We start from the raw sequence: 12,358 nt of genomic DNA on the forward strand, positions 1-12,358 counted from the left end.
ATCTATGGCCAATTTAACGCATAAGGAGACGAGGGTTTTGTGCATGATGCATAAAGCTGTGGGGGAGGGGAAAGAGGGTGAAGCGGAGCCAGAGCAGGCCAGGCGCGTGCCCCCAGTTCTTTCCCCTCGGACTGGGCCAGGGCGTTGCGCAGCAGCAGCCGCTGTTAAGAAGCCGGCGGCTTGCGACCGACGGTCACATGGAACTGGAAAGCGGTCTGAGAGGCGGCCCACTCAGCCGGAAGAGCCTCAAGCATCCGTTGCCACTCCTCGCGCGCAATGAGAGAGGCCATACGCTCGCTCAACGCATGGAGCAGCGCCAGCAGGTCCTTCTGCAGGAGGCGCCCACCCTGGCCACCTCCTTCGCCCAAGACAACGCTGTAGACATACTTCTCCACTTCGACCACCCCGGCCTGTTGCAGGTACATCGGCAAATGCTCGGCAATATAGGGATCAAAGCCCCAGCGCTCAAAGGCGCGGTCCAGGAGAGCGCTAACCCGCAGCGAGAGCGGGCCTGGACGATGATAGTAGCCGCCGGTCTCGGTGAGCTGTAGCCAGCCGCCCGGTCTGGTCACGCGCACCAGCTCGCGCACCACCGCCGGCCACGAGCGCACGGGGATGGCCGAGATCAGCAAGCGCTGATGCACCAGATCGAACGAGTTGTCGTCAAAGGGCAGCCCCTTGAGCACATCGCTGTAGAGAAACTGCACGTTGACTGGCGTGGTGGGCAGTCGCTCCGGTGGCTCTACATCCACCCCCACGACGCGGCAACTGGGAAAGCGATGGCCGACTTCGCGCGCCCAGAGGCCGGTGCCGCAGCCGACATCGAGGATGGCCTGGGGATAGTTTTCCAGGGGTACGACGATGTGGACCTTCTGGACGCTCATCAGGGCATAGTGCTGAAAGTTGAGACGATCGATCTCTGCCTCATCCTTAGGCAGCAGGTAGGGGACGTCTTCTAGATAGCGGCGCTGGAGCCGGGCGACGCGCTCCTGCTCCGACGGCGGCTCAGACTGCGCCTGCGCCGGAGAGAGGGGAGCACGGGCCGCCGTCGTACGCTGCTTGCGACGCAATAGACCCCAAAATGGCATCATGGCCTCCTTTGTTCGATCGGGTCATGAGTTGTTGCGGATGAGTCGCTGTGCTGTCTCGCTCGTTTGCTCGTTTGCTCGCTCGCTGCTGCATCAGCGAATCGAGACCTGGTTTCTCTCTCGATGAAAGGAGCGATCGAGAAAGGCTGCGGCTCATCGCCTCGCAGAGAGTATAGCGTACGGCGTCATTGAAGGGAAGAGATCGCGCATGGCTGGCACCTGATACTTCTTGCACAATTGATCTTTTGTTTTGTGAAAAGTGAACTTTTAGAGCAGTAAAACCAGGAGGGTAGAGAGGGGGAGGATGATGGCGGCGAGACGGCGTGTCTGGCTGGTGCCTGGTGGTCGACAGGGGAGGGAAAGCCAGGGCCGGGCAAAAGAATAAGGGGAAGACGGGGTGCCAGCTCGTCTCCCCCTTATTACCCAGGAGCTTCTGCTACCGGGAGATCCCTGAAAGGGCGGGTGCAACCTCATGGGGAGAAGGCTGCACAGGAAACGGGTAGCGCTACAAGCTGCTCGTCGAGGTGGATCTGCTTGCTCGCGGCCACCCCCGCTTCCTTTCGGGTCTATATATAGAACGAACGAGAACCCCGTTTGATATCAGTTCGGGGTCAGGAATTTCCCGCTTTACCGTCCAGACTGTCGAAAATCTCCTGGAGAGACCAGGGAAGTGGCTGCGGCTGGGCACCCGTCCGTAGAGGGGAGGAGCGGGACGAGCAAGGTTGACCAGCCGCAGATGAATTTGCTGTAGCGGGGGCAAGAGAGGGCGTGCAGGCTGTGGCGGTGGCTGGCCCGCTGGCGCTGACCTGCTGCCAGATTGACTCGACCTCTTGGGCCACCAACTCAAGGAAAGTCGCCAGGCTCACCTCTAGCGAAACCTCCGGCTCTGCCGGGGCTGGGGTTGTTCTCAGCAGGCAGCGAAAGCGCGAAAAGAGGCGCAGCGCCTGGGCTTGAGCCAGGACAAAGCAATCGTTGCGTGAGAGGGCGGGCAGCTGCTGACCGGCGGCCATCTGCAAGGAACGCAGGCGCGCGACTGTCTCTTGCACCACCGTGGCCAGGGCCTCTGCGCAAGAGAGCGGCTCTCTCCTGGCGGCCTGATGCTTACAGACCAGGATGGCATCGTAGTTGATGGGAGAGCGTGTCTGACTTTTCGGGGTTGCCAGAGCCAGCTCGGCCTTGATTGGGTGAACTGCCGCGATAGCCAGACCGGCTTGCAGGAGGGCCTCGCCGACGGCAGCCCAGCCCTCCGTACGCGAGTGGTGGAAGCTAAAGACGAGCAAACCCTCTGCTTTGAGCACGCGCCGACATTCGCGAAACACGCGGCAGAGCGCTTCTGAAAAAGCCTCTGCCTCCTTCTGCTGCACCTCGTATGGCGAGCGTGTGGTCTCGGGAGCGAACTCGGGATAGCGCTCTCGCAGAGCTGGACGCAGCCAGGCGTAGAAAAAATCCGCCAGCTCGGAGTAGTGGACGAAGTCGAAATAAGGGGGGTCGGTAATGATGGCATCCACGGAGCCATCGGGCAAAGGAACCTGAGCGGAGTCGGTGCACAGCAGCAGGGCGCGCCGCTGCTCGCTCAGCTCAGTGAAGTGGGAAGCAAGAGGGGTCACGGGCGAGGCGCTCAAACCATAGATCTTTTTCCCTGTCAGCCGCCCTTTTTCCTCAGTCAGCGCCAGCTCGAAGGGGCGCTGGCGGTAGCGCAGGGCGGGAAGCAGCCGCGAGTAGAACAGCGTAGAGAAGCAGCCAGAGCTTTTCGGTGTGCCCCACACCGAATTTTCAAGGGCCATCCGTTCTGGCTTCAGAATATGATGGTAGAACAGATGGCGCACCGCTCCTGTGCCCTCCCCCTTATAGGAGCACAGCATATTGTTGAATTCAAGGGTGCCGGAGAACAGCAACAGCAGCAGTTCACGGCAAGCCTCATCAGGCTCTGCGAGGATCGCCTCAAGGAGCAGCGAGAGGCAGTACAGCTGTCGCTCATTGAAGAGCTGTCGCCATGAGGTGAACTGATAGCGTCGGATCTGATCAGTATTGTGGCCCGCCAAAATAGGCGTTGCTGGAAGGGGGCCTGAGTGTGAGCGCAGTCGTTCCCCTGCGAGCGCGACCTGTCGCCGATCGTCCTCAGTGGCGGGCAGATAGACCTTGCTGCCATCTGGGCGCAGGGCCAGCAGGGCATAGAGGTGGTAACCTGGAGGGCGACCTTCTTGCGCCAGGGCCTGCACAATCACAAAGGTGTGCTGGCAAGAGGGGCACGTGGCCTGGCTATGTCGCGCCGGCCCTCGGTGAGGATCGTAGTTTGTTTGGCAACCACGACAGCGGACAAGGCTGGCATCGTAACGGATCTCATTGATCGTTCCGCAGTCCAGACAAACAGATTGGCAGGTGGGAACGCGCTGCGGGTAGGCGTGCCTGGCGAAAATCGTGGTATCGAAGAGGTGCACCGGAGTGCCACAGGCAGGACAGGGGACGCTCATAACCCAGAAGGCGTAGAGGAGAGGAAGAGGAAGCTTGCTCTCTGGATCTCTGGTTTGGTAGAGCTGGCCGATCGGCTGCGCTACTTTGGCTGCTACCCGCTCGAAGGCGGCGAGCAGCTCCTCATGAGAGACTGGCTCAAGAGCTTTGCGCACCTGGAAAACACTGACAGGATTGATGTCAGCCCCAATGGCGTAGCAGCCAAGCTTGAGCGCTTCGCCGACGATCGTTCCCGCTCCCATGAAAGGGTCAAAGACCACCTTGCCGGGGAAACGCAGCGCTTGATAGAAGCTTTCCCAGATATCTTGTTCGTCCTCGCTCAAAGCGCCGATCAAGATGGCGCGGAAAACCGATCCCAACCGTGTGGCCCACCATTTGTGCATGTGGTAAGTCGGGCGGTTGATCTCCTTGCGCCAACTCTCCAGTTCGGCCAGCAGACTCAGCTGCTCCGAGGGAAACTGCTGTTCAATCGCTGCCATATCCTCAGTGCCTTTGATAGTTGGTATTGCTATCGGGCGGATCTCTCTTTCTCTCTTCTGAGCCGGCCCTTGGACTCCGGGTGATGTGCACAGTCTCGAAGAGAAAACCAGGCCTGCGCGTGGTTGTGACCTTGATTATAGTTGGATCACACTCCTCTGCTGTCAATGTGCCTCCCCTGAGCGGGTCGTCCTGCGTACGCCTCATCCCTAGCTCTCTGCCTGTCCAGTGTGAATTTCTGGCACACTTCTTATCCAATCTCGGAAATAGAGCTTGCTTCATAATTTGGCTCTATATCAGGCTTCGGGTGCGAAAGAACGTCCCTGCCGTTATGCTACAATAGAATGCAGGAAACATAGTAAGTTGACCAGCCCGGTACCTCGCGGAGCGAGCCAGGCCATCCTTGCCCTGTTCCACCGGGACGGGGCAGTCGGCTGGCTGGTCAGAATGCACCGGCTGACTGGTACTGGGTACTGCGTAGGCATTCGTGTACTCGTGCCGGAGCGGCAACGAGACGAAAGGCAGGCAAATCCAGGATGCTGAAACGACCACTTGAAGCCTCCAGACAGCTGCCCCTTCCTGCTGAAGCGCTGGCCCTGCCAGCCAACGGCCCCTTTGCCTTCTTCTTTGCCCAGGAGCGTCGCATTCCCCTCGTCGGCAACGGCGGGGGCGAGGAGGATGAAGGTGGCAAAGGGGGAAAGCCCGAGCCATCGATCACCTTCTACCACACGACCGGTCATGACTCCTCGTCGCCCAATCCCTTACACAACGAGGAGTTCGACATGGAGTACGACGACTAGATGGAACCATACGTCCTTATCCTTAGCTACCCAGGCGACAGCACTGCCCGGCGCGTCCAACATGCTTTACAGCGCTGCGGCTGCGCGGCCCTTGTGCTCGATACGGCGGCCTTCCCCCAGGCGGTCACCCTGGCTGCCCTCTTGCGTGATGCCAGCTGGAGCGGCTCCTTTTGCTACCAGGGCAAGCGCTATGACCTGGAGGCCATTCGTAGCATCTATGTGCGTCGCCCCCATCACTATCAGGTGCGTGAGGACTTTCCTGAGCTGATCCAGCTCTTCCTTGAGAATGAAGCCTATCGTGGCTTCGGAGGCGTGCTACGTAGCCTTGACTGCCTGTGGGTCAACTCCCTGGACGCCCAGCGGCGCGCCAGTTTCAAACCCCTCCAGCTCAAGCTCGCCCAGGAGGTCGGCCTGCGCGTACCGGCAACCCTCATTACCAACGACCCCAGCGCCGTGCGCAGCTTCTTCTTCGAGGTCTGCCATGAGCAGATGATCTACAAGACCCTGCATGGCAACTTTCTGCCCGGCGGCGGCGACCGCTATCATCTGATTTTTACCAGTCGGGTCGGGCGCGAGCGGCTGGCCGAACTGGAACAGGTGCGCCTGACGGCCCATCTCTTCCAGCCGCTCATCGAGAAAGCCTACGAGGTGCGCGCCACTGTTATCGGCCAGGCGCTGCTGGCTGTCCGCATTGACTCGCAAGAGCTGGAGGCGGCACGCCTTGACTGGCGAGCAGCCTGCTATCAGGTACGCTATCGGCCTTATAGCCTGCCCGAGGCCGTGGCCAGGCGCTGTGTCGCGCTCGTGCAGCGGCTGGGCCTGGTCTTTGGGGCGCTCGACCTGATCGTGACCCCCGAGGGCGACTACGTCTTTCTGGAGTGTAATCCGGGTGGGCAGTGGGAATGGCTGGAGGTGGAGACGGGCCTGCCTTTTGCGGCAACCATTGCCCAGGTGCTCAGCTCTGGCAAGGAGGGCCTTGCCCTTCCCTGCGAGGGGCCACTGGTGCAGTTACAATGAGCAGACCCGTCGTAGCAGATACGGATGGAAGGAGTTTTCTGGTGGATGATCTTATGGCGGCAACGACTGAAGACGAGGAGCGTCGAGAGCTAGTGAACAGCATTGAGGAGACGCGCGGCTATCCTCTGGCGCCAGCCGTGCGCCGCGCGCTCCTCAAGGTCTCGCGGGCCCACTTTGTGCCGCTCTACTGTCGGCAAGAGCAGCCCGGCGTTTGGACGCGGCAGGAGGCGCGGTCTCTTGTCTACCGTGATCAGGCCCTGGTGACCAAGGTCGACGAGCTGGGACGCCCGATCTCCTCCTCCAGCATGCCATCGATTATGGCCGCCATGCTGGAAGCCCTGGCGCTACAGCCGGGTATGCGCGTCCTGGAGATTGGGACCGGCACCGGCTACAACGCTGCCCTGCTGGCCGAGCTGGTGGCCCCCGGAGGCCAGGTGGTGACGCTCGATATTGATGAGGAGATCACGGCCCTGGCTGCCGAGCGCCTGCGGCTGGCCGGCTACGGTGAGCGCGTCCAGGTGGTAACCGCTGACGGGCTTCAGGGCTACGGCCCGGCGGCCCCCTATGATCGCATCATCGCGACCGGCAGCTATCCGCGCATCCCGCCGGCCTGGCGCGAGCAACTGGCCCCGCAAGGGATCATCGTGGGCGACCTGCTTCGTCCACTAACGACGCCGCTCTTCCGCCTGGTGAAAGTGGCGCCGGATCGCCTGGAGGGCCGCCTGCTGCGAACGCCAGCCTTCTTTATGCATCTGCGAGAAGAAGAGCCAGCAGCGCCCACCAGGGTCCACCGCATCAGAGAGCTAGCCTCCTGGCGCGAACAGCCGCGCCGGGAGGAGGCTGAGACCGATCTAGAGAGCTACGAGCTGCTCTACGAGTCGGCCTTCGCCCTCTGGCTGGAGCGCCATCTACCGGGCGTTGAGCGCCGTCTCTACCCGGTGCCCGGGCGAGGTCTCGGAACGGGCCTGCACTGGCAAGAGAGCCTCCTGCTTCTGGTGCCTGCCGCCGAGGGGCCGCGACCTGTACACTGGCGCGTCGAAGTCTACGGGGCGCACCCTCTCTGGTCGCAGGTCCTGCGACTGCGCGAGCAGTGGCTGGCCGCCGGCGAGCCCTCTCTGGAGGACTACACGCTCGAAGTGGCCGCTGATGGTACCTGCCAGCTCCAGCTCAACAGCTAAAGAGCGCTGTGCGCTGCCTGCTTAACCTTGCTGAGCGCGGGCCTGGCTGCGTGGATGCAGGGCCTCGCGCAAGGCCCGATCGCGGTTGGCCACGAACTGCTGGGCCAGGCGCGAAGCGGGGGCGATACCATCCCAGGCGTGATAAGCGCGTGGGTAGACCTGCAGCTCGACGGGCACGCCGGCGTGCGCCAGACGCAGCGCGTAGTCGACGTCCTCGTCGAGGAAGATCTCTGCCGCGCCGACGGCCATAAACGCCGGAGGCAGACCGCGCAGATCCTGGGCCCGGGCCGCCGCCGCGTAGGGTGAGACTGTGGGACCGCCTGCTGCCTCGCCCAGGTAGGCCCTCCAGCCGCGGCGGTTATCCTCGCGGTTCCAGATCGGGGCCTCCGCGAACAGCTCCGTCGAGCGCGTCGCATCGCGATCGTCGAGCATCGGGTAAATCAGCAGTTGGAAGACCAGCGGCACCTCGCCGCGATCACGGGTGAGCAGAGCCAGGGCCGCGGTCAGGCCGCCGCCGGCGCTGGCGCCAGCGATGGCCAGGCGCGTGCGATCGACCGCCAGCTCATCGGCGTGCGTGGCCAGCCATTTCAGCGCCGCATAGCAGTCCTCTACTCCTGCCGGGAAAGGATGCTCGGGGGCCAGGCGATAGTCGACCGAAGCCACCAGGCAGCCGACGCTCTCGGCCAGGTGCTGGGCCAGCAAGTCATCCTGCTCGACGCTGCCGATCACGTAGCCACCGCCATGAATCCAGAGCAGGCCAGGCAGAGGAGCCGGCTCGCCCTTGGGGCGGTAGAGGCGCACGGGTACCGCGGGCGCCCCCTCTGGGCCTGGGACCTGGTGGTCTTCTTTCAGAATATTGGGCGAATCGGGGAAGCTGGCCTTAACCTGCTGCATCGCCTCCTGCAGCAGCGCGCGCGAGGCCGGCAGGTTCTCCCAGTTCAGTTGCGGCTGAGAGAGGAAGATCTCCAGGGGAGGCAGCAATTCAGGGTCGTAGACACGGGTCAGATCCATCTTCGGCTCTCCTCTTTCTAGCGATCCTCGCTGAGGGAGTGATTGGCCCCGCGCTGGCTTGACGCAGGGCGGGGCCCTGACTGAGATCAAGGAAAAGCTGGCCAATCACCACTGACTGGCCGGAAGTCGTCTCTGGGCGGGCATGAGCTAAAGGAAAGAGTGCGCTCTACCCCGCACAGCGCTGGACGATCAGGGGGTCGTCTCACTGGTACACCGGCGTCTGGACCGGCTCGCGCAGCCGTTCCACTCAGCCGGGCTGCGTTCCCAGGATCGTCGTCGAGTGATATTGCAAGATGCCGCCGTTGCCGCTCACCAGGATCAGGTCGTGTTTGGGTACCTGGCGCTCGCCAGCCTGGCCCCGCGCCTGGATGATCGCCTCTGAGAGCGGCGTAAAGCCCCACATATAGTACGCCGAGAGCTGGCCGCCGCCCGTATTGGTCGGCAGCGATCCGCCAGGCCCCAGCTTGCCGTCGGCCACAAAGGCCCCGCCCTCGCCTTTGGCGCAGAAGCCGTAGTCCTCCAGCGTCACCAGCACCGTATAGGTGTAGCAATCGTAGATCTCGCAGATATCGATATCCTTCAGCTCGATACCGGCCATGCGCAGGGCCGTCTCGCCCGACTGCTTTGCTCCCGTATAGATGCCAGGCTCACGGTCGGTGCGCTCATCGCCGCCGGGGGCGGCCTGCCCCAGACCGAGAATGTAGACCGGCGGCTGGCGCAGCTGGCGGGCGCGTTCGGCAGAGGTGATCACCACGGCGATGCCGCCGTTAGAGACCAGACAGCAGTCGTAGAGGCGCAATGGCTCGACGACATAGCGCGAGGCCAGATACTCCTCCATTGTCAGCGGCGTTCGCATCTGGGCGGCAGGATTCATCTGGGCCCAACGCCGTTGAGCAATGGCGATCGCGCCAAGCTGTTCGCTAGTAGTGCCAAAGAGGTGCATGTGGCGCCGCGCGGCCAGGGCGTAGCCAGGAATGGGACCGAAGATGCCGTAGGCCGCCAGCAGACCCTCCATGCCCCGCAACGAGAGCAGATCGGCCCCGTAGGCGGCGCCAGCGCCCCGCGTTGGCTTGAGAGGGGCGTCGGCAAAAACCAACACCACAACATTGGCCAGGCCGTGGATGATGGCCATCGTCGCATACTGGATCAGCGTACCCGCGGTGGCTCCGTAGGCGCTCATAACGTTGAGCAGGCGCAGATTCTCCAGGCCCAGCGCCGTCTGTAGTCCGAGCTGCATCTCGCGTGAGAGATTGGCGTTGATCAGAAGGCCATCGACCTCGGCCTTCGTCAGACCGGCATCCTGCAGGGCCAGCTCAACGGCCTCAATGGCGAAGTCGCTGGCGCTGCGCCCGTAGATTTTGCCCATTGCCGTCATGCCCAGGCCGGCAATGGCACATTTGCCTTTGATGCTCATCAGGGGATATGCTCCAGCCTCTTTCTGCTTGCGTGGTCAGAAGCGTTGCTCTCAGCCAGTTCTGGTCACTGGCTGGCTCCTAGCGTCCTTTCCATTGAGGCTTCCGCTTCTCGACGAAGGCGCGCGGCCCCTCGCGGAAGTCCTCGGAGGCCAGCAGGAGGCGCAGCCGTTCCTGGTCGGCAGCCATCGCCTCCTCGATTGGGCGTCCCAGGCCGGCCAGCACCGACTCTTTGGTCAGGCGCACGCTCAAAGGAGAGCACTCCAGGATCTCAGCGGCCCAGCGCTCCGCCGTTTCGCGCAGGCGTTCCAGCGGCACCACCTCATTCACCAGGCCGTAGTGAGCGGCCTCCTGGGCGGAGAGCCACTTGCCCGTCAGAAGCAGGCCCATCGCGATCTTGAGCGGAAGCTGCTGCGGCAGGCGGTGCATGCCACCGGCGGCGGCGATCAGGCCAACGCGCGGCTCCGGCAAGGCAAAGCGGGCCTGCTCGGCAGCGATGATCAGGTCGCAAGCCAGGGCCAGCTCGAAACCGCCGCCGGCGGCGACGCCATTGACGGCGGCAATGATCGGCTTCGGGCAGTGCAGCCCGATCAGTCCGCCGAAATAGACCGGCTCCCCATCCTGCTGCTGGCGGCTCGTCAGGGGTGCCTCGCCACGGGCGGTCGCCTCTGCCGTTGCCTTCAGGTCGTTGCCGGCGCAGAAAGCGCGCTCGCCCGCTCCGGTGAGGATGGCCACCCAGGCCGCTTCATCGGCCACAAAGTCGCGGAAGACCGCCGTCAGCTCCTGGTTGGCCGCGGCGTGGAGGGCGTTCATCACCTCGGGGCGATTGATGGTTACATAGGCGACATGATCTTTCTTCTCGTAGAGCACATATTGATAGTTCGTCACTGGTGCCTCCTCGCATCAAAAACAGTTGACGGGCCTATCGACCGACCGGACTACCCTGCTCACTTCACTGGTCGCTGTCCCCGCCCGGTCTGGCAGCGGGCCGGAACTTGGGAAGCGTGATCTCCTCACTGAGCTGTTCAAAGGTAACCTCCAGAGGCATGCCGATGCGCAGCTCGTCTGGCGAGCAGCCGACGATGGTGCTGGTGATGCGCACGCCCTCGGCCAGGTCGATGGCGGCGATGATGTAGGGCAGCTCGCTGGCGAAGGCGGGATGATAGAGCTGGTGCATGAGGGCGAAGCTGTAGAGGGTGCCTTTGCCGCTGGCTGGCGTCCAGTTCAGGGCCGGACTCCAGCACTCGGGGCAGCGCGCCTTGACCGGCCAGAGCCAGCGACCACAGGCGCTGCAGCGCTGCAGCATCAGCTGTCGCTCTCTGGCCCCGGCGAAGAAGGGGCGCGAGGCCTCGTCAGGGATGGGAACGGGCTTCGGGGGGGGAAAGGGGTGCTCTGAGCTAGAGCGGCTGCTGTCGGCCATCTTCATGGAACCTCCTTCCTTGCTTTCTCAGTATAACCAGAAGATGGCCGTCTGTGGAAGGCTGGGCCAGGTCCTCTAAAGCGTGGCTGAGCCTGAGTTGTCACCTGCTCGCCCTGCTTTTCGGCTGTCATTTTTGCCATCCTCGGCCTGGCAAAGACCGCCTCGGTTGCCTTCCTTCCGGTAGAATGCCGAAGGAGGGCCGAGGGCATCCCCTCAAAGCGCTTACTCCCTGGGAAAAAGCCGTAGGGCCTGCTGCTGGCCAGAATAGGGCATACTCCCAATACACAAGTCTCTGCCTTTGCCCTATGCTCTTCTCTGTCAACAGACAGAGATGGCAGGTAAGCGTGATCCCCCAGGTTGACCCCTGGCCTGGCGGCGACCCTCCAACCAAAAGCTGAGGCGGCCTGGCGATCTCTCTGGCCAGCGGCCATAGGCCAGGGAGATCGCTCAGAGGGCAGGGATGGTAGCGTCGTTCTGCTGCCAGCCGCTTCTCTCTTACCTGCTGAACTGAAGAACACGGGCACCATGAGCGTATCAGTGCCGGTGTCTCTTTAAGTGCGTGCTTAGCCAGCAGAAGATCATCAGCCCGGCAGGGGAGGAAGGAGTATCGTCTCATGGCTTTCATTAGGAGACTGCTACGCATAGGAGCGCTGGCTCTCAGTCTGGCCCTTGTCTGCTTGCTCTTGACCACAAGCGTGGCGGCGGCCCACGAGCGCCGCCACGTTGGCCCTTATACCTTCATCGTCGGCTTCCTCAACGAGCCGGCCTATGCACAACAACTGAACAGCCTGGATCTCACCATTTGCAGAGGAAGCACATGCACCTATACCACTAACCAGCAGAATGGAATGAGCGGTATGAATCCGAGCACTGGTCCAACGCTGGCCAATCCTGTCGTTGGGGCCGAGAAGACCCTCAAATTCGAGGTGCGCTTTGGCTCCTCCAGCCCGCTCAGCGTTCCCATTGAAGCGCGCTGGGGCCAGCCAGGCAAATATGTGGCCTATTTCATGCCCACCCATCCTGGTACCTATACTTTCCATATCTTTGGGACACTGGAGGGTCTTAAGATAGATGAATATTTCACCAGTGGCCCCAACACCTTCAGCGACGTCGAGGTGCTTCCCACCTACCCGGCGCAGGTCAGTACCAGTAGCGCGGCCCCGTCCACATCGCCCACCGCTGACCAGCTCCAGGCGGTGGAGAGCCGCGCCACGCTGGCCACTGGCCTGGGAGTGGCCGGGACGCTCTTGGGGCTGGGAGGACTCCTGTTCGCACTCATTGCCTGGCGCCGCGCTGCGCCCTCTGCGAGCATGGGCCGCAGCGGTGAGGCGTCCCCAGCGCTAGAGGAACGCCTGCGCGGCTAAGCCAGGCTGATCTCAAGACCCACCCACATACGTCCTTTCCCTCTCTCTGGCGTCGTAGTATGGCTCAGGCGCTCCAGGCGTTGGCTCAGCGGAGGGGGGCCGGGCCGTGGTCAAGCAAGACT

10 protein-coding genes are annotated in these 12,358 nt (G+C 62.7%); 4 read left to right on the forward strand and 6 right to left on the reverse strand.

Translation table 11 applies throughout. The annotated features are described in order from the left end of the window. Positions 1 to 164: 164 nt before the first annotated feature. Together KTAU_RS14430 and KTAU_RS14435 are read right to left on the reverse strand one after the other, a co-directional pair. Positions 165 to 1,091, reverse strand: coding sequence for a class I SAM-dependent methyltransferase (locus tag KTAU_RS14430; protein WP_151729033.1), 927 nt, complete (start codon positions 1,089 to 1,091; stop codon positions 165 to 167). A 608-nt stretch (positions 1,092 to 1,699) separates the two neighbouring features. Further along, complete coding sequence (locus KTAU_RS14435) at positions 1,700 to 4,036, reverse strand: hypothetical protein (protein WP_151729034.1); 2,337 nt, start codon at positions 4,034 to 4,036, stop codon at positions 1,700 to 1,702. Between the two features lie 534 nt (positions 4,037 to 4,570). On the opposite strand from KTAU_RS14435, the gene KTAU_RS14440 reads away from it, so the two are divergent. The 3 genes from KTAU_RS14440 to KTAU_RS14450 are packed head-to-tail and all read left to right on the forward strand — an operon-like array spanning position 4,571 to position 7,029. Then, positions 4,571 to 4,834, forward strand: coding sequence for a hypothetical protein (locus tag KTAU_RS14440; RefSeq protein ID WP_069804535.1), 264 nt, complete (start codon positions 4,571 to 4,573; stop codon positions 4,832 to 4,834). Continuing rightward, the gene (locus KTAU_RS14445; RefSeq protein ID WP_151729035.1) at positions 4,835 to 5,851 is read left to right on the forward strand and encodes an MvdC/MvdD family ATP grasp protein; all 1,017 of its coding nucleotides are present in this window, start codon (positions 4,835 to 4,837) and stop codon (positions 5,849 to 5,851) included. 41 nt (positions 5,852 to 5,892) lie between these two features. Then, positions 5,893 to 7,029, forward strand: a complete 1,137-nt coding sequence (locus KTAU_RS14450; protein WP_170293305.1) for a methyltransferase domain-containing protein — start codon at positions 5,893 to 5,895, stop codon at positions 7,027 to 7,029. 21 nt (positions 7,030 to 7,050) lie between these two features. Here KTAU_RS14450 and KTAU_RS14455 read toward each other — a convergent pair whose 3' ends face one another. The 4 genes from KTAU_RS14455 to KTAU_RS14470 all read right to left on the reverse strand — a co-directional run bounded on the left by KTAU_RS14455 (position 7,051) and on the right by KTAU_RS14470 (position 10,872). Further along, entirely contained in the window at positions 7,051 to 8,040 is a 990-nt protein-coding gene (locus tag KTAU_RS14455) for an alpha/beta hydrolase (protein ID WP_151729037.1), read from the reverse strand. Positions 8,041 to 8,287: 247 nt separating this feature from the next. Continuing rightward, positions 8,288 to 9,454, reverse strand: coding sequence for a thiolase family protein (locus KTAU_RS14460; RefSeq protein ID WP_151729038.1), 1,167 nt, complete (start codon positions 9,452 to 9,454; stop codon positions 8,288 to 8,290). A 79-nt stretch (positions 9,455 to 9,533) separates the two neighbouring features. Continuing rightward, positions 9,534 to 10,340 (reverse strand): enoyl-CoA hydratase-related protein, encoded by an 807-nt coding sequence (locus KTAU_RS14465; RefSeq protein WP_069804530.1) that lies wholly within the window; start codon positions 10,338 to 10,340, stop codon positions 9,534 to 9,536. 64 nt (positions 10,341 to 10,404) lie between these two features. After that, positions 10,405 to 10,872: a Zn-ribbon domain-containing OB-fold protein gene (locus KTAU_RS14470; protein ID WP_170293306.1), complete on the reverse strand. Its 468-nt coding sequence runs from the start codon at positions 10,870 to 10,872 to the stop codon at positions 10,405 to 10,407. A 614-nt stretch (positions 10,873 to 11,486) separates the two neighbouring features. Here KTAU_RS14470 and KTAU_RS14475 point away from each other — a divergent pair. Continuing rightward, positions 11,487 to 12,236 (forward strand): hypothetical protein, encoded by a 750-nt coding sequence (locus KTAU_RS14475; RefSeq protein WP_151729040.1) that lies wholly within the window; start codon positions 11,487 to 11,489, stop codon positions 12,234 to 12,236. The last annotated feature ends 122 nt before the right edge of the window (positions 12,237 to 12,358 follow it).

This window comes from Thermogemmatispora aurantia (assembly GCF_008974285.1).
Taxonomy (GTDB): Bacteria; Chloroflexota; Ktedonobacteria; order Ktedonobacterales; family Ktedonobacteraceae; genus Thermogemmatispora; species Thermogemmatispora aurantia.

What these genes read in the sequence shown, in the direction of transcription:
- KTAU_RS14430 (WP_151729033.1), bottom strand. Translation starts at nt 1,091, where the DNA reads ATGATGCCATTTTGGGGTCTATTGCGTCGCAAGCAGCGTACGACGGCG.
- KTAU_RS14435 (WP_151729034.1), bottom strand. Translation starts at nt 4,036, where the DNA reads ATGGCAGCGATTGAACAGCAGTTTCCCTCGGAGCAGCTGAGTCTGCTG.
- KTAU_RS14440 (WP_069804535.1), top strand. Translation starts at nt 4,571, where the DNA reads ATGCTGAAACGACCACTTGAAGCCTCCAGACAGCTGCCCCTTCCTGCT.
- KTAU_RS14445 (WP_151729035.1), top strand. Translation starts at nt 4,835, where the DNA reads ATGGAACCATACGTCCTTATCCTTAGCTACCCAGGCGACAGCACTGCC.
- KTAU_RS14455 (WP_151729037.1), bottom strand. Translation starts at nt 8,040, where the DNA reads ATGGATCTGACCCGTGTCTACGACCCTGAATTGCTGCCTCCCCTGGAG.
- KTAU_RS14460 (WP_151729038.1), bottom strand. Translation starts at nt 9,454, where the DNA reads ATGAGCATCAAAGGCAAATGTGCCATTGCCGGCCTGGGCATGACGGCA.
- KTAU_RS14470 (WP_170293306.1), bottom strand. Translation starts at nt 10,872, where the DNA reads ATGGCCGACAGCAGCCGCTCTAGCTCAGAGCACCCCTTTCCCCCCCCG.
- KTAU_RS14475 (WP_151729040.1), top strand. Translation starts at nt 11,487, where the DNA reads ATGGCTTTCATTAGGAGACTGCTACGCATAGGAGCGCTGGCTCTCAGT.